This is a genomic window from Aeromonas salmonicida (assembly GCF_028355655.1).
Taxonomy (GTDB): domain Bacteria; phylum Pseudomonadota; class Gammaproteobacteria; order Enterobacterales; family Aeromonadaceae; genus Aeromonas; species Aeromonas salmonicida.
Genome location: NZ_CP110645.1, coordinates 2512223 through 2536377, shown reverse-complemented (window position 1 = coordinate 2536377; position 24155 = coordinate 2512223). Strand labels below are relative to the sequence as shown.

Sequence of the window (24155 nt, the reverse complement as noted above, 5' to 3'; positions counted from 1 at the left end):
AGCAATATGATACTTTATTTATTGTGCCGCTCATACAGGCGCTGCACCACGTCTTTGAGGCCAAGCCCTTCGTTTTGCAGCAGGACTGTGAGGTGGTAGAGCAGGTCGGCGGATTCGTTGATCAGCTCTTCCCGATCCTTGGCCATGGCGGCCAGTGCCACTTCAACACCTTCTTCACCCACCTTCTGGGCGATGCGCTTGGTGCCTTTGGCGTACAGGCTGGCGGTGTAGCTGGTGGCCGGATCGGCACCTTTGCGCGATGCCAGGATCTGCTCAAGTTCTGCCAGGAAGCCGAGCGGCGGCACAGGGTGGCCGTCGAAGCAGGAGGGCGTGCCCAGATGACAGGTGGGGCCGACCGGATTGGCGGCGATCAGCAGAGCGTCCTGATCGCAGTCGGTGCTGATGGCGACCAGCTTGAGCACATGGCCCGAGCTTTCGCCCTTGGTCCAGAGGCGCTGCTTGCTGCGGCTGAAGAAGGTGACCTGACCTGTGGTTTGGGTTTTTTCCAGCGCTTCGCGTGTCATGAAGCCCTGCATCAACACCTCGCCGCTGGCGGCATGCTGGACGATGGCGGGGATCATGCCGTCACACTTTGCCCAGTCCAGGCGTTCAATCAGCGGTGCCTGGTTTACAACATCTTGATTACTCACGGATGGCGACTCCTTCATTTTTCAGCCAGCGTTTCAATTCGGGAATGGGGATAAGGCCCTTGTGGAACACGGAGGCGGCCAGAGCCCCGTCCACGTCGGCGAGGGTAAAGGCATCGCGAAAGTGTTCCATGGCTCCGGCGCCGCCGGAGGCGATGAGGGGCACCTTGCAGACGGCGCGGACCAGCTTGAGCTGCTCGAGGTCGTAGCCCTGACGCATGCCATCCTGGTTCATCACGTTCAGCACGATTTCACCGGCGCCGCGTTTTTGCGCCTCCTGCACCCAATCGAGGGTATGCCAGGCCGTGGTGCGGGTGCGGCTCTCGTCACCGGTGAACTGCTTGACCTGATAGTGACCTGTGTCGGCATCGAAGTAGGAGTCGATCCCCACCACCACGCACTGCACGCCAAAGCGCTCCGCCAGACGGGTGATGAGGCCGGGATCCGCCAGGGCCGGTGAGTTGATGGAGACCTTGTCGGCGCCAAATTCCAGGATCTGGCGGGCATCCTCAACGCTTTTGATGCCACCGGCGACGCAGAAGGGGATATCGATGACTTCCGCCACCCGGCTAACCCAGCTCTTGTCTACCACCCGGGCATCGCTGGAGGCAGTGATGTCATAGAACACCAGCTCGTCGGCCCCTTCTTCTGCGTAGCGGCGGGCGAGCTCGACGATGCCGCCCATCACCTCGTGATTTCGAAATTGCACTCCCTTGACCACGACGCCATCTTTGACGTCCAGACAGGGGATAATACGCTTTGACAACATGCTCGTTGCTCCATGTAACGCACGGTTAAAAACATCGTTATTGCCGGATGACGCGGGCGTCAGACGGCCAATGAGTGAAGATCGTCGGCATGCTTCAACAGGTGGTGCCCAGCCGGGCGAAAACGTGGCCGCAAGGGAACGTGTTCGACAGGGGAACCAACACTATATGCATGACTTTATTCAGTGATTCAACCCTTTATCTTGATTCGTCGCCCCCTGATGCCGGCTTGATGCATCGGGGGCTACCGGTGAGTGTCCCTCTTCTGCTTGCAGGCTGCGGATGGTGATGAGGGCGCCGTCAAAATCGAACATTTTCAGCTGCCGCGCCAGTGTGTCCCCTTTGGGCCCAAGACTGATGAGCAGGGGGCCGGCATATTGTTCGAACAGGGGGATGGCAGCGGTGTCGCTTTGCAGCAGCAGGCCCTCAATCTGGCGCAGCAACTGCTGCTGCCAATGGCTGGTGAGGGGGGCTGGCATGGTTGCGGGGGCCGGATCTTCCTCCCCCAGTTGTTCGAGCAGGGTGGCAAGCACTTCGGTAATGGCGGACATCTGGTCGGTCAGTTCACTGCCATCCCCAGAGAGCGTTTGCTCCAGTTGCAGGCTCTGCTCTGCCAGACTCACCAATCCCAGTGTGCTGGCGACACCGCGCAGTGTGTGAGCCAGTCGGGTGGCACTGGTCTGATCGCCTGCTTGCAGATGGCTGGTCAGCAGTGCCATGTCCTGGCTGTGTTCGCTGGCGAAATGGCGCAACAGGGCGACGTATTTGGTCTGGTTGCCCTGCAGCGTGGCCAACCCCTGTTGCAGATCCAGTCCCGGTAAGCTTTGCAACCGGACGAGGGGGGCGATCAGGGTGTCGCTGGCCCGGCGCTGGTATTTGGGCTGTACGGGTGTGCTGGTGGGCAACCATTGTTGCAGCGCTTCGAACAGCTTGGCTGGGGTGACGGGCTTGGCGATAAAGTCGTTCATGCCCGCAGCCTTGCACGCCTTTCTGTCCTCTTCAAAGGCGCTGGCCGTCAGCGCCAGGATAGGCGTCTGCTCCCAACCCGGCAGGGTGCGGATGGCGCGAGTGGCTGTGTAGCCATCCATCAGCGGCATCTGTATGTCCATCAGGATGAGATCGAAGGGATGCTGACTGACCCTCTCCAGCGCTTCCTGACCATTGACGGCAGTTTCGATGATGAGGCCGCTGTTGTTGAGCAGCTCCAGTACCACCTCGCGGTTGATGGCATTGTCCTCCACCAGCAGCACCCTGGCATGGTTGGAGAAAAAGAGCGCCTGCTGTACTGCCTGTTCGAGCTGTCCTGCTTGCTGCGGTTCGCCCTGGCCCAGTGAAAGCAGGGCGGTGAACCAGAAGCAGCTGCCTTTGCCCTGGGTGCTCTCCACGCCGACTTCTCCCCCCATCAGGGTGGCAAGCCGACTGGTGATTGCGAGGCCCAGCCCGGTGCCGCCGTATTTTCGGGTGGTAGAGGCGTCGGCCTGCTCAAAGGCCTGGAACAGTTTCTCGCGCTGCTCCGGGCTGATGCCGATGCCCGTGTCTTCCACCTCGAAGCGCAGCAGATACCCATTGGAGAGCGGCCGTTCGACCCGTACCCGCAAGGTGACTGAGCCCTGCTCGGTGAACTTGATGGCGTTGGCTGCATAGTTGAGCAGTGCCTGACGCAATCGGGTGATATCGCCGTGGACCCAGGCGGGGGAATCCCCGATATCGACAATGATGGTGAGCCCCTTGGCACGGGCATGTTCGCTCATCAGGGCACTGACGTTGTCCAGCATGGCGGTGAGGGAGAAGTCGCCTTGCTCCAGTACCATCTTGCCCGCATCGATTTTGGAAAGGTCCAGAATGTCGTTGATGATGGTGAGCAGGTGCTGGGCGGCATTGTCGATCTTTTCCAACCGATCGTGCTGGGTGTGATCCGGTGTATCGCGCTTGAGCAGATAGGTCAGCCCCAGAATGGCATTCATGGGGGTGCGGATCTCGTGGCTCATGTTGGCGAGGAAGGCACTCTTGGCCCGGTTGGCGCTCTCCGCCCTTTGGTGGGCCTGGGCCAGTTGCAGGGTACGCTCGTTGACCATCTCCTCCAGGTGGTAGCGGTATTGATCCAGCTCCTCGCCGAGCTGCTTTTTCTCCGTGATATCGGCTTGTACCGTCACATAGTGGGTGACCTCGCCGTTCTCCTGACGGATGGGGGAGACGGTGGCCAGCACCTGGTAGTGTGAGCCATCCTTGCGCCGGTTGATGAACTCCCCATGCCAGCGCTGTCCCTGATGAATCGCATCCCACAGCGTGATGTAGGTGGCCTTGGGGGTGAGGCCCGAACGCAACAGGGTGGGGGTCTGGCCAATCACCTCGTGTTGCTGATACCCGCTGGCGGCGAGGAAGGCGACGTTGACGTATTCGATACGCCCCTGGATATCGGTGATGAAGACGCCATCCGGGCTCTGTTCCAGTGCCAGTGACAGCTGGCGCAACTGCTGCTCTGCCTGTTTGCGATCCGTGATGTCCAGATTGATGCCAAGCAGGCGCACCGGGCGCTGCTGGGCATCCCGATAGACGCTGCCCTTGCTCACCAGCCAGCGTACCTCGCCAGTGGGCAGCAAGATGCGAAACTCGATATCGAGCGGTGTGCCTGTGTGTGGCAGCTCGGACAGCAGCTGGTCGATGCGGGCCCTGTCGTCCGGGTGCAGGCAGCCTTGCCAGATGTGAAATTCGCAGAGTTGCTCCACGCTGCGGCCATAGAGGCGGGCACATTCGGGGGAGAAGAAGAGGCGGCCACTGAGTATGTCCCACTCCCAGATGCCGACGTGGGCTCCTTCCTGGGCCATCAACAGGCGCTGCTCGCTGTCGCGCAAGGCCGTGCTGGTGGTTTCGGCGCGAATACGGGCGCTGATGGCATCGTCCATCAGATTCAGTGCCGCCAGCCGGGCGCGGCGCTGGGTATCGAGCGCCACCTGCTGATTGTGCAGTAGTTGCTGTTCGGCCAGCTTGCGCTCGGTGATGTCCTGCACAGTGCCATAGAGCTCGACGATGGCCCCACTGCTGTCGCGCAAGGCGGCGCCACGGGCGATGACCCAGACAGGGTCACCCTGTTCGTGGATCACCTCCGCATCGCACTCGTAGGGCTGGCCGTTTTGCAGGCAGCGCTCGACGGACTGGGCGATGGCGCGCCACCCCTCCTGGGTAAAGTACTTTTTCACTTCGGGGTAGACGGCAGGGGGCAAGCCCGGGTCACGGCCATAGATGCGGTAGATCTCCGGCGACCAGAAATGGCTGTTGTTGGCAATGTGCCAGCGCCAGTTGCCGATCTTGGCCAGATGTTGGGATTCATGCAGTATCACCTCGTTGCGCCGCAGGGCTGCTTCTGTCTCCTTGCGTTGCTGATTGTCCTCGATGATCGAGATGAAATAGTCGGGTTTGCCCTGGTCATCCCTGACCAGCGCCACAGTGAGGGTGATCCAGAGCACATCACCATTCTTGCGCAGATAGCGTTTCTCCAGGGTGTAGTGAGGCCGCTCCCCTGCCAGCATCTGGGCGACGAAGGTTTGATCGATAAAGAGATCGTCCGGGTGCGTGATCTGCTGAAAGCTCATGCCCATCAACTCGTCAGCCTGATAACCGACCATGTCGCACAGCCGCTGGTTGACCCTTAACCAGTTGCCGTCGGGGGCGACCAGCGCGATGCCGACAGCGGCCTGCTCAAAGGTGGCCTGGAAGCGGGTTTCGCTCCGTTGCAGGCGGGATTGAGTGCTCATCAATTCCTGCCAGCGTTGAACCTCCCGTGCGCGGGATCGGTGCATGGCGGCGCTGAGCAGGGTGATGAGGATACCGTTGGTAATCAGGATCCCCCATTGCACCAGATCCTGGCCGGCGGCAATGGTCAGCGAGTGGAGCGGGGGCAGTATGAAATAGGTGGTGACCAGTGCACTCACCAGGGTGCTGAGCATGCCGGGCAGCAAGCCACCGAGCAGGGCGCAGACGATGATGGGCAGCATGAAGAGCACCAGCAGCGGCCGTTCGCCAAAGGCGATGGGGAGCTGTACCCGGATCTGCAACATGAGGATGGGCAGCAGAACGGCCAGCAGGCAAGCCCCCCACTGTTGCCACGGCTGGCGGACATGCAGCAGCTGAGACCAGCTCATCATAGGAGTTCCTCCGGCGGTGTGGGCGCCTGAGGATAAGGCGGCTGTTGTCCCAGCTGTATCGACAGCGTATTGACCTGATGCTTGAGGGCCAGCATGGCCAGCTCCCTGTCCACCATCACCTTGTTGAACCGTTCCAGCTCGTTGTTCTGCTGACGTAGCTCAGCGGCCTGACGGGTCAGGGCCTGTTCGACCTGTTCCCGCTCGGTGACGTCCAGCAACAGACCCAGTACCGCAGGCTTGCCGCGATAATCGACGCGTCGCCCGTACAGCTCTACCTCAATATTCTGATGGTCATGGTGCAAGGCGGTGAAGCGGGTGTGTATCTCAGTGTCCTCCTGTTCGCTGCGCTGCAACTGTTCCGCGACCCTGGCGCTGTCTTTCGGGCTGGCTAGCGCATGCAGGGTGCCCATCTTCAGCAAGGTGGCGGTTGAGCTGTGACCGAACAAACGGGCGAAACCCGGGTTGATGTAACAGAGCTGGCCCTGCTGGATGATGTAGATGCCGGCGAGGGATTGCTCGACCAGGGCGCGAAACAGCCCTTCCCGTTCCCGCAATCCGGCTTCGGCCCGCTTGAAGTCCGTGATATCGCGGGAGATCCCGAAGATGCCGATCACCTGGCCGTCGTTGTCCTGCAAGGGCCCCTTGGTGGCGAGAAACACCCGTTCACCGCAGGGCAGGGTCAGATGTTCTTCCTGGGTCTGTACCTTGTTATTGACAATGACTTGCTGGCCCAGCTCCATCAGCATGCGAGCCTGATCAGGGGGGAAAATGGCCTGATCATCCTGGCCCAGTATCTCTGCGGCTGACTTGCCGGCGAACTGGCTGGCGGCGCGGTTGAAGAGGATGTATTTGCCATCCATATCCTTGGCGAAGATGGCATCTTCCGAGCTGTCGGCAATGGCGGAGAGCAGTTGCAGCGCCTGCAGGCGGCCTGCCTGGGATAGCCGGATCTGCTCGGCCATATAGAGCTGGGTATGCTGGCGCAGCAATATGATGCCCGTATTGGCAATGAACAGCACCAGCAGGCCGATGAGCCCGATCCAGACGCTCTCCCTGAAGGCGGCCTGGTTGAGCTCTGCCTTGTCTATCTTGGCGATCAGATACCAGTCGGTGCCCATGACGGAGTGGATGGTGCCAAAGACCTCGATACCACGGTAATCCTTGCCAAAAAGCACCTGTTTGTGACCTTCACGGGCGCCGCCATTGAGAAACTGGGCTGCCAGCAAGGTGCTGTTGCTGATGGGGATCTGCAGGGTGAGGGCCGAGGCGGGGCGGTAGCGCACGTCATTGAGAAACTGCACCTGAGCGCCATGTTTGCGAAACAGCAGGGCTTCTCCACTGCTGTCCGGGATCGGCCACTGCTTGAGAATGTGGTTGAGCCAGTCGCTGGAGCTGATTTGCAGCACGACAAGAGGGGACTTGCTGCCAGGCATGGACAGCGGGGCGATGAAGTCGAGCCTGGGCTGGCCCTGCTCATCGAGATAGGGGCCCACCCGCATGACGCTGCCTGTTTCCACTTGAGCCAATGCTTCGCGCAGCTGTGTGCCAAGACCGCTGGCCCCGGGAGTCTGCCCCAGGGCAGTACCAGCAGGACTGAAGACGGTCGCTGCGCTGAATCCCCTGATGGAGATGAACTCGGCCAGCCGGGTCATTAGGGGGGCATGTGCCTGCGCCAGCTGTGTGACTTGCCCCTGGCGATAGAGGTCGGCATAGAGCGGGCTTTCGATCAGCTGGCGGGCGTCACGCTCACGGGCATTGAGCCATTCGGTGATCTGCTTGCTTTTGAGGTCGGCGATAGCCTCGATCCGGGCTATCTCCTTGTCCTGTGTATGACTCAGGCTCTGGGCGATGGCCATGCCGGTGAGTCCCAGGATCAGGCCGTTGATCAGAATAAGGGGCAAGAGCTGGCGGCGAGAGAATTGGCGGGTGACCACCGGCATGTCGATGCGGCGACGCAGCATGGTATAGAGCATGAGCGCCGTAATGAGGATAAACAGCCAGCCCTTGATGGTGCTGGCCAGCGCGAACTGGCTGGGTGTGCTGAACAGCCACTCTACCGCCTTGTCGGATAGCAGGATCCACAGGCTTGCCACTGCGGCATAAGTGAGGACGATATTGAGAACATGAGCTCGGGTGAGTGGTGGCTGATCAGCCATGTGGTGCCTCGTTTTCATCCGTGTAGCGCTCGGCGATGGCAACGAACTGGTCGAAATGGTTGTCAAACGCCGTCACCACGTCCGGATCGAAATGCTGGCCTGTGCCACTGAGGATCAGGGCTCTCGCCTCGTCATAGGGCATGGCGGCCTTGTAGACCCGTACATTGATGAGGGCATCAAACACATCGGCCAGTGCCATCAAGCGGGCCGAGAGAGGAATTTCATCGCCACGCAGGCCGTCAGGATAGCCACTGCCATCCCACTTTTCGTGGTGCCAGTGGGCAATCTCCTTGGCCAGAGTGAGAAACGCCAGTGGTTGTTCTATATCCCGTTCGGCCTCCTCGATGGCATCGCTACCGAGTTTGGCGTGGGTACGCATGACCTCCCACTCCTCTACTGTCAGCTTGGCGGGCTTGAGCAGCACATGGTCGGGAATACCTACCTTGCCGATGTCGTGCAAGGGGGCGGAGCGGCTCAGCAGATCGATGTAGCGGGGGGTCAGGGTATCGATAAAACGGGGGTGGCTGGCGAGGGTATTGGCCAGCAGTCGAACATAGCCCTGGGTGCGCAAGATGTGATTGCCGGTTTCGGGATCCCGAATCTCCGCCAGGTGAGCGAGGGCGCGGATGGAGACCTGCTGGATCAGATCGTTCTCGGTCATTCGACGCGCCACTTCGGCCTCCAGTGCCGTATTCTGGCTCTGCAGGCCGTCGCGGGCCTGTTTGGCCTCCAGCTGGGTGCGTACCCGTGCCTGAACAATGGCCGGCTTGATGGGCTTGGTAATGTAGTCGGCCGCTCCCAGCGACAGTCCGTACTCTTCACTCTGACTGTCGGCGAGGGCGGTGAGCAGCACCACAGGGATGCGGCTGGTCTCAGGGCTTGTACGCAGCTGTTTGAGCACTTCATAACCATCCATGCCCGGCATCATCACATCCAGCAAAATGAGATCCGGCAGTGTCTTGCCAGTGGCAATCCGCAGGCATTTCTCTCCGCTCTGGGCGGCCAGCACCCGGTAGGTAGGCGAGAGCAGGTCGGTCAGCACCATCAAATTCTCGGGCGAGTCATCGACGATCAGTATGGTGGCGGCGTGAGATGTGAACATAAGTCCTCCATGACTTGTTTCAATCAGTCGAGTATAGAGTCAATTGTTACCGAGTAATAAGGACTTACCTCGACCTACCCCTTGATGGAGAGACGTTTGTCCAACCTCTGTGCTGTCATGCCTGCTGGCCAGGCCGTCAGTCTTGCGTGCCATTGGCCCAGCAGGCGATGGCATCGCCCACCGAGAACTTGCCCTCCAGCAGGGCGCGACCGAGGATGATCCCCTTGACCCCTGTGCCCTTGAGCGCTTCTATATCCGCGATGCCACCGATACCGCCGGAGGCCTGGAAGCCCACGCTCGGGTAGCGGGCACAGAGATCCCGATAGAGCTCGACGTTGGTGCCGGAAAGGGTGCCGTCGCGGCTGATGTCGGTACAGAGCACATGCTTGAGACCGGCAGGGAGGAAACGCTCGATCAGCGCCTCTATGGTCACGCCGCTGTTCTCTTGCCAGCCTGCCACTGCGATATGGCGATTGCCTTGTGCATCGATATTGACGTCCAGCGCCAGCACTATCTGCTCGGGGCCATATTTTTCCATCCAGCTTGCCACCAGATCCGGGGACTTGACGGCGGTGGAGCCTATCACCACCCGGCTGGCACCGGCGGCCAATAGGTCTGCCACATCCTGCTCGGTGCGCACGCCGCCACCGACCTGCACCGGCGCTTCAGTAGCCGACAGCAGCTGGGTCAGCAGGGGCAACTGGCGGGCTTGTGTCTCTTTGGCGCCGTCCAGATCCACCAGATGGAGCTGCACCGCGCCCTGGGAGACATATTCATCAAAGCGGGCCTGGGGGCTGCTGCTGTATTCGGTCTTCTGGTCATAGTCCCCCTGATAGAGACGTACGACCTGACCATTTATCAAATCGATGGCGGGAATAATCATCCTTGTTACAGCTCCAGAAAGTTTTTCAGTAAACGGGCACCGGCTGCGCCTGAGCGCTCCGGGTGGAATTGGGCGCCAAAGAAGTTGTCCCGGCTCACGATGGCGGTAAAGGGCTGGCCATAATCGCAGGTGGCGAGTGTCGCCCCCGTCACCTCCAAAGCGTAGGAATGGACGAAGTAGAAGTAGCTGCCGCTTGGAATGCCGTTCAGCAGCGGGTGCGTTTCGTCGTGCTCAATCTGGTTCCAGCCCATGTGGGGCAGGCGCAAATTGCCCACCTCCATCAGCCGGATCCTGCCAGGCACTATGCCAAGGCAGTCGATGAGCTGGCCTTCACTGCCATCAGCGATCATGTTCTCTTCGGAGGCTTCCGCCAGCATCTGCATGCCGAGGCAAAAGCCCAGCAGCGGCTGTGTGGCGGCGCGAATAAGGGGCACCAGCCCCCGTTCGTTGAGGTTCTTCATGGCGGCCACCGCCGTGCCGACGCCGGGCAGGATCAGCTTGTCAGCCTGCTCGATATCAGCCGCCTTGCTGGATACCAGCGGTTGCACGCCGAGGCGCTCGAACGCCATTCTGACCGAGGCCAGATTCGCGCAGCCGGTGTCGATGATGACCAGTTTCTGATTGTTCATCGTGCCTTACCTATGTCGATTGGCGAGATTTTCACCATCACGGCTGTGCCGATAATGACCCGCTTCTGCTTGCTCATATCCATCACAATACCCCTTTGCTGGAGGGGAGCTCGCACCCTTCCACCCGGATGGCCTGACGCAGGGCGCGGCCAAAGCCCTTGAACAGTGCCTCCACCTGGTGGTGGGTGTTACCGCTACCCACCTTCATCTGCAATGTGATGGCCATGGCATCCGACAAGGAGCGGAAGAAGTGGGGCACCATCTCGGTTGCCATTTCGCCCACGCTGTCGCGGCCAAAGCCGCTCGGGCAGTCAAACACGAAGTAGGGGCGACCGCTGAGATCCAGTGCCGTACTCACTTCCTGCTCAGTGAGGGGACGTGCGTCGATCACCGCCTGCACCTCGTCCATCGCCAGCACGAAGCCGAAACGGCCTATGCCGCGCTTGTTGCCAAGGGCCTGGCGCATGGCCTGACCCAGCGCCAGTCCCACATCTTCCACCGTGTGGTGATCGTCGATGTGCAGATCACCGCTGACGTTCAGCTTGAGCCTGAAACCGGCGTGGGTCGCTATCTGATCCAGCATGTGATCAAAAAAACCGATGCCGGTAGCGATCTGGTTGCCGCCACTTTTATCCAAATCAACGGCAACCTGGATGCGGGTCTCCTTGGTGTAGCGCTCCACTTCGGCCACGCGCCCCTTGGATAGCAGCTGATCACGAATGGTGAGCCAGTTGTGATCCTGCGGGTGGTAGCGAATGCCACCAATGCCCATGTTCTCGGCAAGCTGCAGATCGGTCTGGCGATCGCCAATCACGAAGGAGTTGGCAAAGTCGATGCGACCCGAGGCGAGATACTCCTTCACCAGCCCGAGGTGGGGTTTGCGGCAGCTGCAACCGTCAGTGGGGAAGTGCGGGCAGATCAGCACCTGTTCCCAGCTGACCCCTTGCGACTCAAAGAGATGCATCATCAGGTCGTGAGGGGGCTGGAAGTTCTCCAGCGGCAGGCTGGCGGTGCCCAGTCCATCCTGGTTAGTCACCATCACCAGCACGTAACCGGCAGCCTGCAGCTCGCGCAGTACGGGTATCACCATGGGCTCGAAGCGCAGCTTGGCGAGGCTGTCCACCTGCTTGTCGGTCACCGGCTCCTCGATCAGGGTGCCGTCGCGGTCGATAAACAAAAACGGGGTCTTCATAAATTACATCCTTATAAACTGACTGGCTGATCACGCAGGACTGCAAGCACGGCATCCATTTCGTTCTGATAGCCGATGGTAATGCGAATGCTGTTTTCAAGGCCCGGTTTGGTGGAAAAATCCCGCAATATGATGCCGGCAGCTTTCATGGCGGCAAACACGGCCGCGCTGTCAACGAAGCGCACCAGAATGAAGTTGCCCTTGTCCTCGAATACTTCTCTCACACAAGGCAGCGCTGTCAGCGCTGTCTTGATAAGCGCCTTCTGCTTGTTGAGCTCGGCGACCCGCTCCTGCATCAGCTCCAGCCCCATGGGGGAGAGCGCCTGCGCCGCTATCTGGGCGATGGGATCCGGGATGGGATAGGGGGCGATCACCTTGGCCAGCATGGTGATCACCTCAGGGCTTGCCAGCGTAAAGCCGCAGCGGATCCCGGCCAGGGCAAAGGCCTTGGAGAGGGTGCGAGTCACCACCAGATTGGGGAAGCGGGCCAGCAAGTCCACCACGGACGCCTTGGGGCAAAATTCGATGTAGGCCTCATCCACCACGATAATGGCGCGATTGCGTGCTTTCTCCAGCAGGGCGATGAGGCCGTCTCGGCCCACCAGATCCCCTGTGGGGTTGTTGGGGGAGCAGAGGAACACCAGCTTCACATCAGACAGGCGGTCAGCGATGGCTGGCCAGTCTGGCTGACGACAGGCGGTAAGCGGCTGCTCGACTATGCCCACGCCACAGGTCTCGGCACTGATGGCGTACATGCCGTAAGTAGGCGGGCAGATGAGGATCTGATCTTCCCCGGCTTCGCAGAAGGTGCGGATCAGAAGCTCGATTGCCTCGTCGGCGCCACGGCTGACCAGCACCTGGTCGGGGTTGACCCCCGCATAGGCGGCGTAGCCGTTGACTACCTCGGCCGGTTGGCATTCTGGATAGCGGTTGAGACGATTTCCCTCAATGGTGAAGGGATAGGCCTGCGGCGCCTCGTTGGCGTTGAGCCAGACATGCCCCTTGCCGCCGATGCGGCGAGCGGATTGATAGGGGGTGAGAGCCCGCACCACGCGGCGAGCCAGATTGGCGATGCTCATGACAAATCCTTCTGCTGTGCGTTTTGCTGTGACTCAGTGGCTAGGGCGTTCAACCTGAGGGTGACGGCGTTATTGATGGGGGCATCGAGCCCCCTTGGTGCGGTGTTATTCATGTCCGCTCCTTTTGCAGTGCATTCAATCTCAGCGTCACGGCATTTTTGTGTCCATCGAGCCCCTCGGCCTGTGCGATGCGCTGGACTATGGGGCCGAGCCCCTGGATGCCCTCGACGCTGAGTTCCTGCACAGTGTAACGGCGCTGGTAATCGGCCAGCCCCAGGCTCGAGCAGGTACGGGCATAGCCGTAGGTGGGCAGGGTGTGGTTGGTGCCGCTGGCATAATCCCCCACCGACTCCGGCGTCCATTGGCCCAGAAAGATGGAACCGGCGTTCTCGAGCTGGTCCAGCAGCTCGCGGGGCGCTTGGGTCTGCACGATCAGGTGCTCCGGGGCGTAGGCATTGGAGATGGCGCAGGCCTCATCCAGCGTGTCGCAAAGGATCACCAGGCTTGAACCCAGCGCCTTGGCGGCGATATCGCGGCGGCTGAGCTGTGCCAACTGGCGCTTTATCTCGCCCGCAATGGCATCGGCCAGCAGCGGCGATGTGGTGACCAGCACTACCTGACTGTCGGGGCCGTGCTCGGCCTGAGAAAGTAAATCTGCCGCCACGAAGGCGGGATTGGCGCTCTCGTCGGCAATCACCAGCACCTCGGAGGGGCCCGCGGGCATGTCGATGGCGGCGCCGCGCCAGTCGCGGGAAACCTGCCCCTTGGCTTCGGTCACGTAGGCGTTGCCCGGGCCGAAGATCTTGTCCACCTTGGGGATCGTCTGCGTGCCATAGGCCATGGCGGCGATGGCCTGAGCACCGCCGATGGCGAATACCTTCTCAACCCCGCAGGCGCGGGCGGCAAACAGTATCTCGTCGCTGGCGGGGGACGGGGTGCAGAGCACCACTTCACGGCAACCGGCCAGGCCTGCCGGAATGGCCAGCATCATGACGGTGGAGGGGAGCGGCGCGCTACCCCCCGGCACATAGAGGCCGACCCGACTGATGGGCTGACTGCGCAGCTCGCACACCACCCCGGGCTGGGTCTCTACCCGCACCACTGGTTGTGCTTGCGCCGCATGGAAGGTGCGAATATTGGCAATGGCAGCCTTGATGGCGTCTTTGATGTCGTCATCCAGACGCGCGCAGGCGGCCTCTATTTCGGTCTCGCTGACCCGCAGCTGTTCACGGGGGGCGCGCTCGAAGCGCAGGCTCAGCTCGCGCAGGGCCTCGTCGCCACGGCTGCGGACGGCTGCGATGATCTCCTTTACCACTGCGCTGATATCGGCCTCGTCATTGAGGGCAGGGCGGGTCAGCACATCGGCCTGCTGGGCAGAGGAGAGGGTTTTCCAGATCAGGGTCTGCATGATGTCCCTTCCTTATTCCATCATTTTTTCGATGGGCAACACCAGAATGGAGCTGGCGCCGAGGGCCTTGAGCTGCTCCATGGTCTCCCAGAACAGGGTCTCGCTGGATACCACGTGCAGGGCCACCTGATTGGTGTCACCGGCAAGCTGCATGATGGTGGGGCGCTCGGCGCCCGGCAGCAGATCCGTGATGGCATCGAGCTTGTCTTTGGGGGCATGCAGCATGATGTACTTGCTCTCGCGGGCCTGCTGCATCCCCTGGATGCGGGGCAGCAACTTGTCGATGAGCTTCTGTTTGGCCTCATTCAAGGGGTTGGGGGCCTGCACCAGCACCGCCTTGGAGCGGTAGATCACCTCCACCTCTTTGAGGCCGTTGGCTTCCAGGGTGGCACCGGTGGAGACCAGATCGCAGATGGCATCGGCCAGACCCGCGCGCGGCGCCACTTCCACCGAGCCGCCCAGCATGACACTCTTGAAATTGAGCCCCTTCTCATCGAAGAAGCGTTTGAGCAGACCCGGGTAAGAGGTGGCGATGCGTTTGCCTGCCAGACTTTCGGGCCCTGTGTAGGCCACATCGTCCGGTACCGCCAGCGACAGGCGGCAACCCCCGAAATCCAGCTGCTTGAGGGTTTTCACTTGCGCAGGCAGCCCCTGGGAGGCGCGAATGAGCTGCGCTTCTTCCAGCACGTTCTCGCCTATGATGCCAAGGTCGACCACCCCTTCCATCACCAGACCGGGGATGTCGTCATCACGTACCCGCAGTATGTCGATGGGCATGTTTTCCACATGGGCGATGAGACGCTGCTCCCGCAGGTTTATCTTGAGGCCGCAGCTCTTGAACAGGGCTTGGGAATCCTGGCTCAGACGACCGGACTTTTGCATGGCGATACGCAGGCGTTGTGTTTCCATTTGCTCGATTTCCTTCTAGTCAAAAACGAAAAAACCCTCGGAAGTATGTGCTTCCGAGGGTTTATGAATCTTGCGGTCCTTTTGGAAGTCACCAGTTAAGTGTCTTCCAGCAGTCAACCTCCTGAAAGACTAGTCGGGATGATGATGGTGGTGATGAGTCTTCAGCAGGGTGAACTTCATGTAATCAATCCTTTACAAAGAAGATGTCGTAGTTGACGCCCGATTTAAACTACCTTCCTTGACAGAAAAAGCAACCCGAAATTGTGATTTCATCGATTAAAGTGAAGAAAACGGTTTTCTGGTCGATAACTAGACAAGATGCCCCAGAGGAGTCGAGATCATGCCAAGCCAGGACCTGTTATTCCCCATTTTGCCCAGAGCGCCTGCTGCCCCTAATCCTGACGACATCAAGCGGGAAGTGACCCAGATCAGCAAGAAACACCAGTTGCGCAAGACCAGCACGGACAACGGCGAATCCCAGCAGCGCCAGCAAGCCTATCCCAATGCCAAACGTGATCAGCCAAAGGTTGAAGAGGATGATCACAAGCCGGACCCCGACCATCAGATCGATCTCTTCGTCTGAACGCATTATCAGTCCCGCTTTCGCCACGCTTTTGGCATAATGCCCGCTTTTGCAGCGGGACGCCCCTTTGACCATCCAGACCCTGTTCAATCCAGATGGCCCTTTGGCCAGCCACATCGACGGCTTTGTTGCCCGCGCCCCGCAGCTGGCCATGGCCGAGGCTGTTTCCAGCGCCATCAAGAGTGGTGGCCGCCTGCTGGTGGAGGCGGGCACGGGCACCGGCAAGACCTACGCCTATCTGGTGCCAGCGCTGGAATCCGGCAAGCGGGTGGTGATCAGCACCGGATCCAAGAACCTGCAAGAGCAGCTTTTCTATCGCGATCTGCCCACCATCACGGGGGCGCTCTCTTACACCCCGCCAGTGGCCCTGCTCAAGGGGCGCAGCAACTATCTGTGCATAGAGCGGATGAACCGGCTCTTGAGCGAATCCCATCTGCAAAAGCCTGACATCCTCAATGATCTGGTCAAGGTCAAATCCTGGTCTACCGCCACCGACAATGGTGATGTGGGGGATATTCCGGGATTGCAGGAGAACGCCGAGATCCTCGCCCACGTCACCAGCACCAACGACAACTGCCTCGGTCGCGACTGCCCCTATTACGACGACTGCCATCTGGTGGTGGCCCGTCGCCGCGCCATGGATGCCCAGGTGGTGGTGATCAATCATCACCTCTTCTTCGCCGATATGGCGGTAAAAGACACCGGATTTGGTGAGCTGGTGCCCGAAGCACAGGTGTATGTGTTCGACGAGGCGCACCAGCTGCCGGAGATCGCCACCAACTACTTCGGCAAGTCGGTGGGCAGTCGCACCATCCAGGATCTGGCGCAGGATATCCAGCTGGCCTATCGGGCCGAGGCGCACGATATGGGGCAGCTTGGCAAGGCGGCGGACCGGCTCTCCATCGCCAGTCAGGACTTGCGTCTCGCCTTCGGGGTGGATGGCGGGCGCGGCAATACCCGCGACATGTTGCGCCATCCGCTCTGGGCCCAGGCGCTGGCCCGCCTCAATGATGCCCTCGGGCTTTGTTACGAGGTGCTCAAACTGGCGCTGGGGCGTGGTGAGCAGCTGGATCATGCCTTCGAACGGATCTGCGAACTGCGCACCCGCTTGGGGGAGGTGCTGGCCATCAACCAGACCGGTTTTTCCTACTGGTATGACTGCTCGCGGCTTCACTTTTCCCTCAATATCACCCCGCTGTCGGTGGCCGAGCGGTTTGGCGCCGAGGTGCTGCGGCCCGAGGTGGCCTGGATCTTTACCTCTGCCACCCTGACGGTGGATATGCGTTTTGATCACTTCAAAGCCGAGCTGGGACTGGCCGGCAGCGCCGAGCTTATTCTCGACAGCCCGTTTGACTACGCCGAGCAGGCGCGGCTGTGCGTGCCCCGTTTTCTGCCTGAGCCCAATGCCTTCGGGCGGGGCGAACAGCTGGCCCAGTTGATGATCCCCCTTATCAACAAGACGCCGGGGGGCTGTTTTTTCCTTTGTACCAGTCATCAGGTGATGCGTCAGGTGGCCGAGGTGCTGCGCCGTGAAATTGGCCGCACCGTCTTGCTGCAGGGGGAGGATAACAAGCAGCGACTGCTCAAGGAGTTCGTGGAGAATGGCCGCGCCGTGCTGGTGGCCACCAGCAGTTTCTGGGAGGGGATAGACGTGCGAGGGGCTGCGTTGTCGTGTGTTATCATCGACAAGCTGCCGTTTGCCAGTCCCGACGACCCGCTGCTCAAGGCGCGGGTCGATGACTGCAAGCTCAAAGGGGGCGATCCCTTCGCCGATATACAGTTGCCCAAGGCGGTGATTGCCTTGAAACAGGGGGTCGGGCGGCTTATTCGTGATCGCAGTGATCACGGCGTACTGGTCATCTGTGATCCACGCATGGTCAACAAACCCTACGGCGCCACCTTTATCAAGAGTTTGCCAGCCATTCCCCGTACGCGGGCGTTGGGGACGCTGGGTAACTTCTTCGATCGCTGTGAGTGAGCCTGCCGGTGCGCCTTCTTCAGCCTGCCCTGAATGGATTGCACTGAAAAAATACACTGATTTGAACAGCCAGTGAGTTCGTCCTGGACTTGCCGGTTATGTAATTGACTGATGTTATAGAGATTGGAAAGCATGAACGAGTTGAAGATCCTGGCCGTTGATACCGCCACCGAAGCCTGCTCTGCCGCCTTGCTGGTGGGTGACACGCTGTTCTCCCGCTGGGAAGAGGCGCCTCGTGATCACACCCGTAAAATTTTGCCCATGGTTCAGGCTGTGTTGGACGATGCCGGGATAACCTTGGGCGAGCTCGATGCCATCGCCTTCGGCCGTGGGCCGGGTTCCTTTACCGGCGTGCGGATCGGGATCAGTGTGGCTCAGGGGCTGGCGTTCGGCGTTGGCGTGCCGCTCATAGGCATCTCCACACTGGCTGCCATGGCGCAGGGTGCTCACCGGTTGGAGGGCGTCGAGCGGGTGTTGACCGCCATTGATGCGCGCATGGGGGAGGTTTACTTCGGTCAGTACGAGCTGAAGGATGGCCGCATGCAGCTGGTAGGTGACGAAGTGGTGAGCGATCCGGTCACTCTGGTGGCTGACCGTACGCTGGCACATGGCAAGCTGACTGGCAGCTGGAGCCGGGTTGGCACTGGTTTTGAAACTTATGGCGAAGCCCTTGCTGATCTTGCTGCAGAGCTGGCGGTGAGCCAGGTGCGCTTCCCGGCCGCGGTTGACATGCTGCCGTTGGCACGCGCCGCCTGGCTGGCGGGGGAGGCGGTGTCGGTGGAGCAGGCCACGCCCGTCTATTTGCGAGACAAGGTGACCTGGAAAAAACTGCCGGGCCGCGAATAACGGCGAATAGCCGTGGCATTGATGGTGCTCTTGCTGCATACCAACAGGGCTGGTAACGCGCCCGGTATCTGTATCCCAAAAAGGAGAGTGACATGATCAAGCGTGCGATGGTGATAGGGTTGGCAGGCTTACTGCTCGGTGCATGCAGCTCGGTACCCAAGGAGCTGGCGTATGAGCCGGCAAACCAGCTGGTGGCTTATCAGCCCGGCTTGGTTGGTCAGGAAGGCAAGCCTGCCCGCTGGAGCGGGGTCATTTCTGCGGTACATAACAAGGCGGATCAGAGCGTCGTCGAGGTGGTCTATCTGCCGCTCAAGTCCAACGGCGTGCCGGAGCAGACCGAGCAGAGCCCGGGCCGATTTCTGGCCATCATGAAGGGATTTGTCGATCCGACCCTCTACGCCAAGGGACGCAGCCTGACGGTGCTGGGTACCATAGACAAACCGGTTGATAGCCAGATTGGCGAGCACAAATATCGCTTCTCCGTGCTCAATGCCAACTCCAGCAAGCTGTGGCCGCCGGTGAAGGAAGTGGAGATCCGCTACATGGACCCTTACTTCTACGACCCCTTCTATGATCCCTTCTGGCCGAGACGGCCGCTGCGCCGCTAGGGTTGCTCATGACTGTCACCATGCAGGAGAACATGGTCACCCTGGCCGATGGTCGGCGGGTGGCCTTGCTTGAGAACGAACAACCGGCCCCTGGTCAGCAGGGCAAGCCGCTGCTGATCGCGCTGCACGGCTGGCTCGACAATGGCGCCAGCTTTCTGCCTCTGGCACCCTATCTGGCAGATTTTCATCTGGTCTGTGTCGATCTGCCGGGTCATGGTCATTCAGATCACAAGGCTACCCCTTATGTTTTTGCCGACTGGCTCGATGATCTCTACCAGATCACTCAGGCCACCGGCTGGTCCCGTTTTATCCTGCTCGGTCACTCCCTCGGTGCCCTGATCGCTTCTGCTTATGCCGGTGTCTTTCCCGAGCAGGTTGAGCGACTCATCATGCTGGAGGGGCTGGGGCCACTGACCCAGCCCGATGACACTGTGCCGGAGCAACTGCGTAAAGCGATCTTGAATCGCAGCCGCACTCGCGAGCGAGCCCCCAATGGATTCGCCTCCATCGACGAAGCGGTAATGGCCCGTTGCAAGGTGGCGGATATAGCCCCATCGGCCGCCCGCCTTATCTGCGAACGGCAGCTGGTTGAACGGGCAGGGCGCTGGTATTGGCGCAGCGATCCCCGCCTGCGGGATCTCTCGCCGATGCGCATGAGCGAAGGCCAGGCCCAGGCGCTGATCCGTGCCATCCGTTGTCCTGTGCTCTTTATCCGGGGTGAGCAGGGCTTTGCCAGTCTGCTGGCGCAGTGGCAGCTGCGTCATGGTGCATTCGAGCGGATAGAAAGGGTCGTTTTGGCGGGAAAGCACCACTTTCATATGGAAAATTCGGCCGATACCGCCGTTTGTATCGAAAAATTTTGTCAAATTCGTTAGAATCACCGGCTTTGAATCATTCCAGGTTTGTCTTCCTCCTCACATTTTCTGTTGTTAATTTGCTGTTAATTGATGTTGCCCTATGTAAGTATGTGCGGCATTAGAGCATGAGCTTAAAACAACCAATTGAAATGGATGTGAACAGGGACGGAGGCAACACAGTGAGCGCACAGGTGCTAGTTATGCAGGAGAAGTTCGTGGAAAAAGTCTGGCTGAAGCGTTATCCGGAAGGGGTCCCCGCCGAGATCAATCCAGACCAATACAGCTCCCTGGTCGAGATGTTTGAAGAGTCGGTAACCCAGTTTGCCGATCAACCTGCCTTCGTCAACATGGGGCAGACCATCACCTACCGCCGGCTGGAAGAGCAGTCCCGCGCCTTTGCCGCCTACCTGCAAAATGACCTCAAGCTCAGTCAGGGTGATCGGGTAGCGGTCATGATGCCTAACCTGCTGCAATATCCCATTGCCGTGTTCGGCATACTGCGCGCCGGCATGATAGTGGTGAACGTCAACCCCCTCTATACCCCCCGTGAGCTGGAACATCAGCTCAAGGACTCGGGTGCCAAGGCCATCGTCATCGTCTCCAACTTTGCCCATACATTGGAAAAAGTGGTCTACGACACCCCGATCAAGCACGTCATCCTGACCCGCATGGGTGACAACCTGGGGCTGGCCAAGGGCACGCTCGTCAACTTCGTGGTGAAATACGTCAAGAAGCTGGTGCCAAAATACAACCTGCCCCATGCCAGCACCATGCGCCAGGCCCTCGCCAAGGGTCGCTATCTGCAATACATTAAGCCCGAGATCACCAACGACGATCTCGCCTTCCTGCAGTACACAGGCGGCACCACGGGTCTCTCCAAGGGCGCCATGCTGACCCACCGCAACATGATTGCCAACGTCGAGCAGTGTCTTGGCGTCTACGGCCCCATGCTGGAGCGTGGCAAGGAGTTCGTGGTCACGGCACTGCCGCTCTACCACGTCTTCGCCCTCACAGTGAACTGTCTGCTGTTCATGCGCATGGGCGGGTACAACCTGCTTATCAGCAACCCGCGCGATATACCGGGCTTTGTCAAAGAGATCAGAAAATACCCCTTCACCTGCATCACGGGGGTCAACACTCTGTTCAATGCCCTGGTCAACAACGGCGAGTTCCAGTCGATGGATTTCAGCAAGCTCAAGTTGACCATAGGGGGTGGCATGGCGGTGCAACGGGCGGTCGCCGAACAGTGGAAGGGGCTGACCGACACCCCGCTGCTGGAAGGTTATGGGCTGACCGAGTGCTCCCCTCTGGTGAGCGTCTGCCCCTACGACCTGCTCGATTACAACGGCTCCATCGGTCTGCCGGTCTGCTCTACCGATATCCGGTTGGTGGATGACGCAGGTCAGGTGATCACCGAGCTCGGCAAGCCGGGCGAGATGCAGGTGCGCGGCCCGCAAGTGATGGTGGGTTACTGGCAGCGACCGGAAGCCACCGCCGAGGTGATGCAGGATGGCTGGCTCTGTACCGGTGATATCGCCGTGTGCGACGAGCAGGGTTTTTTCAAGATTGTTGATCGCAAGAAGGACATGATCCTGGTCTCGGGCTTCAACGTCTATCCGAACGAGATCGAGGACGTGGTGGCGCTCCATCCCAAGGTGCTGGAAGTGGCCGCCGTCGGCGTGCCGCACAAGGTATCCGGCGAGCTGGTGAAGATCTTCGTGGTCAAGAAAGATGCAAAGTTGCAGGAGGACGAGATAATTGCCCACTGCCGCACACATCTGACTGCCTATAAGGTGCCGAAACTGGTAGAATTTCGCGACGAACTTCCCAAGACCAATGTGGGCAAGATCCTGCGGCGCGTGCTGCGCGACGAGGAAATTGCCAAGCAATAACGGGCGATCCGCCGCTGTCATGCAAAACCGTGGGTCAATCCACGGTTTTTTCTTTTGGCCCTGATCAACGCGCAGGCAACGATGCACTATCAACTTATCACTCAGCAAGCCGAACTGGAGCAGTATCTCGCCTCCCTGGCCGACGTTCCCCTGGCCATCGATACTGAATTCGTTCGCACCCGCACCTATTACCCCCAGCTGGGTCTGTTCCAGATCTATGATGGTGAGCATCTGGCGTTGCTGGATCCACTCACCCTGGATCTCGCCCCCCTTTGGCAACGGCTCGGTCGGGCAGGGCAGATCGCCATACTGCACGCTTCCGGCGAAGACCTTGAGCTGATCCAGCATGAAGCCGGTCACCTGCCCAATCAGATGCACGACACCCAGCTGGCAACGGCCTTCCTGGGCTATGGTGTCTCTGTGGGTTTTGGTGCGCTGGCCAAGGAGTTTCTCGGGGTGGATCTGGTCAAGGATCAGGCGCGTACCGACTGGCTCGCCCGCCCGCTCACCGAACGTCAACTTGAATACGCAGCCGCCGATGTGCTCTACCTGATGCCCCTCTACGAGAAGGTGATGGCCAAACTGCACGAAAGCGGCAAATTTGCCTGGTTCGAGCAGGAGTGCCAGAACCACTCGGCTCGCAAGACTCAGGGCAACGATCCCCAGCAGGCCTATCTCGACATTATCAACGCCTGGCAACTGGGACGCCGCGAACTGGCCATACTGCGCGAGCTGGCTGCCTGGCGCCAGCAGGAAGCGGTGCGCCGGGATCTGGCTCTCAACTTCGTGGTCAAGGAGTTGCACCTGTTCAAGGTGGCCGAGCGTCGTCCGGCCTCCCTGCGCGACCTCAACGAATTGGGTCTGGCTCCCATCGAAATCAAGATCCATGGCAAGCGGATGTTGGACATAGTTGCCCAGGCCCAGCGCAGCGAGCCGGATAGCTGGCCCGAGCCGATCCGCCGACTGGTGGATTATCCCCAGTACAAGGCTGAACTCAAGCGCATCAAGGGGATGGTGGAAGAGAAGGCCAAGGCCTGCAATATTCCGCCTGAACTGGTGGCGAGCAAGAAGATCATTCACCAGTACTTCACCTGGAGCTGGCGCATGAGCGATGAAGAGCGCGCCCGCAGCGACAAGCCCATGTTGCTGCAAGGGTGGCGTCATGAGCTGGTGGGTCATTTGCTGGCCCAATAACAGATACCAAAAGAGAGATGGGCCGCTGGGCCCATTTTTTATATCGGTCTCAGCGTAGCGGGTAGTGATAACGGGCAAGGATTTGGGCGTATTGCGGGCTTTGCATCAGCGCCCGTATGGCCTCATCAAGGCGCTGCAACTGCGGCTCTGTGGTAGTGCGGCGATTTAGCATCAAATGCACGGGGTTTTGCTGGATATCGAGCAAGGTGGTCAGTTTATCGAGGGATATGCCCGCGAGGGCCAGCTCCTGCATGCCCATGGGATCCATGACCACCCCCTGAATGCGCCCCGCCAGTAGCAGTTTGATCAATTGCTCCATCCGCAACCTGACGATCAGGCGATCCGTCACCTGGGGTGTCTGCATGAAGGTGCGAAAATCCGCCCCATAATCAAAGTCGCGCAGCACGCCTATGGTGAATTGGGTGAGAGGCAGCAGCTCGGATAGCTGGTCGACCCCTTGCCAGCGTGCTTTGTCCTGGCGTCGGATGATCAGCACTGTGCTTTCATGGCGATAGGGGATGGAGAAGCGGGCAAACTGTTCCCGCTGAACTGTCTTGTTGGCCGTCATCGTCATCTGGAGGGAGCCGAACTCCAGCTCGCGCAGGGTCCGGGCCCAGGGCATTTCGATGTAGCGGGCTTCGAAGTCGGCCCGGTTGAAGATGGCCTCCAGCAGTTCTATGTCCAGCCCCTGCAACTGCTGTTGTTCATCGCGAAAGCTGAACGGGTGCCAGCTTGACCAGCCCACGCTCAGTGACTCCTGTGCCCAGGCGGTGAAACACAAGCACCATAACAACAAGACTCTGTACACGGAAACATCCCTGTTCAGCACGGTTGTTGTTGATTATTGGATAGAAGCGACAGCCTGACCAGCCGGGAAGAGAGGATGCACGAATGTGCATCCCTTAGAGTTCGTGAGCGTGGAACCCCTTGTCATAACGGGTTTCGCAGCGCGGACAGCGTTGCAGGGTCGGATCCTGCTCGAGTTGCTCGATGGAGAGCGGCTCCTCGCAATCGGAGCAAAGACCATAAAGGCCCAGATCCATTTGACAGAGAGCAGCATCGATCCGTTTGAGGCTCGCCACGCTCTGCTCCACCTTGGGCAAATCGAGACGACTGGTCAGATCAACCAGCTGATCCCGCTCGCAGTGATCCACTTTTTCCGCCCACTCGTCACGCCGGCAGGCTTTGAGCTGATCGATCAGCTCTCCTCTTACTTGCGCCCAGTCAGCCAGCAGGCGTTCACGCCACACGGCCAACCGGGCTTGCGTCATTTCACACACACT

General features: G+C 59.9%; 20 protein-coding genes and 1 other annotated feature. Of the genes, 7 read left to right on the top strand and 13 right to left on the bottom strand.

Going from position 1 to position 24155, the window contains the following annotated elements; translation table 11 throughout:
• Nucleotides 1-14: 14 nt before the first annotated feature.
• The 11 genes from hisIE to hisG all read right to left on the bottom strand — a co-directional run bounded on the left by hisIE (nucleotide 15) and on the right by hisG (nucleotide 14914).
• A complete protein-coding gene (hisIE, locus tag ONZ54_RS12105; RefSeq protein WP_271786266.1) occupies nucleotides 15-650 on the bottom strand; it encodes a bifunctional phosphoribosyl-AMP cyclohydrolase/phosphoribosyl-ATP diphosphatase HisIE in 636 nt (211 codons plus the stop codon).
• On the bottom strand, nucleotides 643-1416 hold the full coding sequence (hisF, locus tag ONZ54_RS12100) for an imidazole glycerol phosphate synthase subunit HisF (RefSeq protein ID WP_005311371.1): 774 nt from the start codon (nucleotides 1414-1416) through the stop codon (nucleotides 643-645). The genes hisIE and hisF overlap by 8 nt, the downstream gene beginning before the upstream one ends.
• A 180-nt stretch (nucleotides 1417-1596) precedes the next feature.
• Complete coding sequence (locus ONZ54_RS12095; protein ID WP_271786265.1) at nucleotides 1597-5556, bottom strand: PAS domain S-box protein; 3960 nt, start codon at nucleotides 5554-5556, stop codon at nucleotides 1597-1599.
• Nucleotides 5553-7712, bottom strand: coding sequence for a PAS domain-containing protein (locus ONZ54_RS12090; RefSeq protein WP_271786264.1), 2160 nt, complete (start codon nucleotides 7710-7712; stop codon nucleotides 5553-5555). Before ONZ54_RS12090 ends, ONZ54_RS12095 begins: the two co-directional genes overlap by 4 nt.
• Nucleotides 7705-8814, bottom strand: a complete 1110-nt coding sequence (locus tag ONZ54_RS12085) for a response regulator (protein ID WP_271786263.1) — start codon at nucleotides 8812-8814, stop codon at nucleotides 7705-7707. Before ONZ54_RS12085 ends, ONZ54_RS12090 begins: the two co-directional genes overlap by 8 nt.
• Before the next feature lie 136 nt (nucleotides 8815-8950).
• Nucleotides 8951-9697: a 1-(5-phosphoribosyl)-5-[(5-phosphoribosylamino)methylideneamino]imidazole-4-carboxamide isomerase gene (hisA, locus tag ONZ54_RS12080; RefSeq protein ID WP_005311379.1), complete on the bottom strand. Its 747-nt coding sequence runs from the start codon at nucleotides 9695-9697 to the stop codon at nucleotides 8951-8953.
• A 5-nt stretch (nucleotides 9698-9702) separates the two neighbouring features.
• On the bottom strand, nucleotides 9703-10326 hold the full coding sequence (gene hisH / locus ONZ54_RS12075; protein WP_271786262.1) for an imidazole glycerol phosphate synthase subunit HisH: 624 nt from the start codon (nucleotides 10324-10326) through the stop codon (nucleotides 9703-9705).
• Between the two features lie 82 nt (nucleotides 10327-10408).
• Nucleotides 10409-11518, bottom strand: a complete 1110-nt coding sequence (gene hisB / locus ONZ54_RS12070) for a bifunctional histidinol-phosphatase/imidazoleglycerol-phosphate dehydratase HisB (RefSeq protein WP_271786261.1) — start codon at nucleotides 11516-11518, stop codon at nucleotides 10409-10411.
• An 11-nt stretch (nucleotides 11519-11529) separates the two neighbouring features.
• Complete coding sequence (hisC, locus tag ONZ54_RS12065) at nucleotides 11530-12597, bottom strand: histidinol-phosphate transaminase (protein WP_113721609.1); 1068 nt, start codon at nucleotides 12595-12597, stop codon at nucleotides 11530-11532.
• Nucleotides 12598-12706: 109 nt separating this feature from the next.
• Nucleotides 12707-14005, bottom strand: coding sequence for a histidinol dehydrogenase (gene hisD / locus ONZ54_RS12060; protein WP_271786260.1), 1299 nt, complete (start codon nucleotides 14003-14005; stop codon nucleotides 12707-12709).
• Between the two features lie 12 nt (nucleotides 14006-14017).
• The gene (hisG, locus tag ONZ54_RS12055; protein WP_005311391.1) at nucleotides 14018-14914 is read right to left on the bottom strand and encodes an ATP phosphoribosyltransferase; all 897 of its coding nucleotides are present in this window, start codon (nucleotides 14912-14914) and stop codon (nucleotides 14018-14020) included.
• Nucleotides 14915-14939: 25 nt separating this feature from the next.
• Nucleotides 14940-15068, bottom strand: a sequence feature (His leader region).
• A 186-nt stretch (nucleotides 15069-15254) separates the two neighbouring features.
• Between hisG and ONZ54_RS12050 the strand changes: the two genes are divergently transcribed.
• The 7 genes from ONZ54_RS12050 (at nucleotide 15255) to rnd (ending at nucleotide 22872) form a co-directional block, all read left to right on the top strand.
• A complete protein-coding gene (locus ONZ54_RS12050) occupies nucleotides 15255-15497 on the top strand; it encodes a hypothetical protein (protein ID WP_021139335.1) in 243 nt (80 codons plus the stop codon).
• Nucleotides 15498-15564: 67 nt separating this feature from the next.
• Nucleotides 15565-17475 (top strand): ATP-dependent DNA helicase, encoded by a 1911-nt coding sequence (locus ONZ54_RS12045; protein ID WP_271786259.1) that lies wholly within the window; start codon nucleotides 15565-15567, stop codon nucleotides 17473-17475.
• A 132-nt stretch (nucleotides 17476-17607) separates the two neighbouring features.
• Complete coding sequence (gene tsaB / locus ONZ54_RS12040) at nucleotides 17608-18321, top strand: tRNA (adenosine(37)-N6)-threonylcarbamoyltransferase complex dimerization subunit type 1 TsaB (RefSeq protein ID WP_271786258.1); 714 nt, start codon at nucleotides 17608-17610, stop codon at nucleotides 18319-18321.
• A 92-nt stretch (nucleotides 18322-18413) separates the two neighbouring features.
• Nucleotides 18414-18929 carry a Slp family lipoprotein gene (locus ONZ54_RS12035; protein WP_059167822.1) on the top strand — a complete coding sequence of 172 codons (516 nt, stop codon included), beginning with the start codon at nucleotides 18414-18416 and terminating at the stop codon, nucleotides 18927-18929.
• Between the two features lie 8 nt (nucleotides 18930-18937).
• Nucleotides 18938-19804, top strand: coding sequence for an alpha/beta fold hydrolase (locus tag ONZ54_RS12030; RefSeq protein WP_271786257.1), 867 nt, complete (start codon nucleotides 18938-18940; stop codon nucleotides 19802-19804).
• 197 nt (nucleotides 19805-20001) lie between these two features.
• Entirely contained in the window at nucleotides 20002-21678 is a 1677-nt protein-coding gene (fadD, locus tag ONZ54_RS12025) for a long-chain-fatty-acid--CoA ligase FadD (protein ID WP_271788280.1), read from the top strand.
• Between the two features lie 81 nt (nucleotides 21679-21759).
• The gene (gene rnd, locus ONZ54_RS12020) at nucleotides 21760-22872 is read left to right on the top strand and encodes a ribonuclease D (protein ID WP_192873386.1); all 1113 of its coding nucleotides are present in this window, start codon (nucleotides 21760-21762) and stop codon (nucleotides 22870-22872) included.
• Nucleotides 22873-22921: 49 nt separating this feature from the next.
• On the opposite strand, the gene ONZ54_RS12015 is transcribed toward rnd, so the two are convergent.
• Nucleotides 22922-23680 (bottom strand): substrate-binding periplasmic protein, encoded by a 759-nt coding sequence (locus tag ONZ54_RS12015; protein WP_271786256.1) that lies wholly within the window; start codon nucleotides 23678-23680, stop codon nucleotides 22922-22924.
• Between the two features lie 94 nt (nucleotides 23681-23774).
• Nucleotides 23775-24143: a TraR/DksA family transcriptional regulator gene (locus ONZ54_RS12010; RefSeq protein ID WP_021139343.1), complete on the bottom strand. Its 369-nt coding sequence runs from the start codon at nucleotides 24141-24143 to the stop codon at nucleotides 23775-23777.
• Between the last annotated feature and the right edge of the window lie 12 nt (nucleotides 24144-24155).

What these genes read in the sequence shown, in the direction of transcription:
- hisF (WP_005311371.1), bottom strand. Translation starts at nt 1,416, where the DNA reads ATGTTGTCAAAGCGTATTATCCCCTGTCTGGACGTCAAAGATGGCGTC.
- ONZ54_RS12095 (WP_271786265.1), bottom strand. Translation starts at nt 5,556, where the DNA reads ATGATGAGCTGGTCTCAGCTGCTGCATGTCCGCCAGCCGTGGCAACAG.
- ONZ54_RS12090 (WP_271786264.1), bottom strand. Translation starts at nt 7,712, where the DNA reads ATGGCTGATCAGCCACCACTCACCCGAGCTCATGTTCTCAATATCGTC.
- ONZ54_RS12085 (WP_271786263.1), bottom strand. Translation starts at nt 8,814, where the DNA reads ATGTTCACATCTCACGCCGCCACCATACTGATCGTCGATGACTCGCCC.
- hisA (WP_005311379.1), bottom strand. Translation starts at nt 9,697, where the DNA reads ATGATTATTCCCGCCATCGATTTGATAAATGGTCAGGTCGTACGTCTC.
- hisH (WP_271786262.1), bottom strand. Translation starts at nt 10,326, where the DNA reads ATGAACAATCAGAAACTGGTCATCATCGACACCGGCTGCGCGAATCTG.
- hisB (WP_271786261.1), bottom strand. Translation starts at nt 11,518, where the DNA reads ATGAAGACCCCGTTTTTGTTTATCGACCGCGACGGCACCCTGATCGAG.
- hisC (WP_113721609.1), bottom strand. Translation starts at nt 12,597, where the DNA reads ATGAGCATCGCCAATCTGGCTCGCCGCGTGGTGCGGGCTCTCACCCCC.
- hisD (WP_271786260.1), bottom strand. Translation starts at nt 14,005, where the DNA reads ATGCAGACCCTGATCTGGAAAACCCTCTCCTCTGCCCAGCAGGCCGAT.
- hisG (WP_005311391.1), bottom strand. Translation starts at nt 14,914, where the DNA reads ATGGAAACACAACGCCTGCGTATCGCCATGCAAAAGTCCGGTCGTCTG.
- ONZ54_RS12050 (WP_021139335.1), top strand. Translation starts at nt 15,255, where the DNA reads ATGCCAAGCCAGGACCTGTTATTCCCCATTTTGCCCAGAGCGCCTGCT.
- tsaB (WP_271786258.1), top strand. Translation starts at nt 17,608, where the DNA reads ATGAACGAGTTGAAGATCCTGGCCGTTGATACCGCCACCGAAGCCTGC.
- ONZ54_RS12035 (WP_059167822.1), top strand. Translation starts at nt 18,414, where the DNA reads ATGATCAAGCGTGCGATGGTGATAGGGTTGGCAGGCTTACTGCTCGGT.
- ONZ54_RS12030 (WP_271786257.1), top strand. Translation starts at nt 18,938, where the DNA reads ATGACTGTCACCATGCAGGAGAACATGGTCACCCTGGCCGATGGTCGG.
- rnd (WP_192873386.1), top strand. Translation starts at nt 21,760, where the DNA reads ATGCACTATCAACTTATCACTCAGCAAGCCGAACTGGAGCAGTATCTC.
- ONZ54_RS12010 (WP_021139343.1), bottom strand. Translation starts at nt 24,143, where the DNA reads ATGACGCAAGCCCGGTTGGCCGTGTGGCGTGAACGCCTGCTGGCTGAC.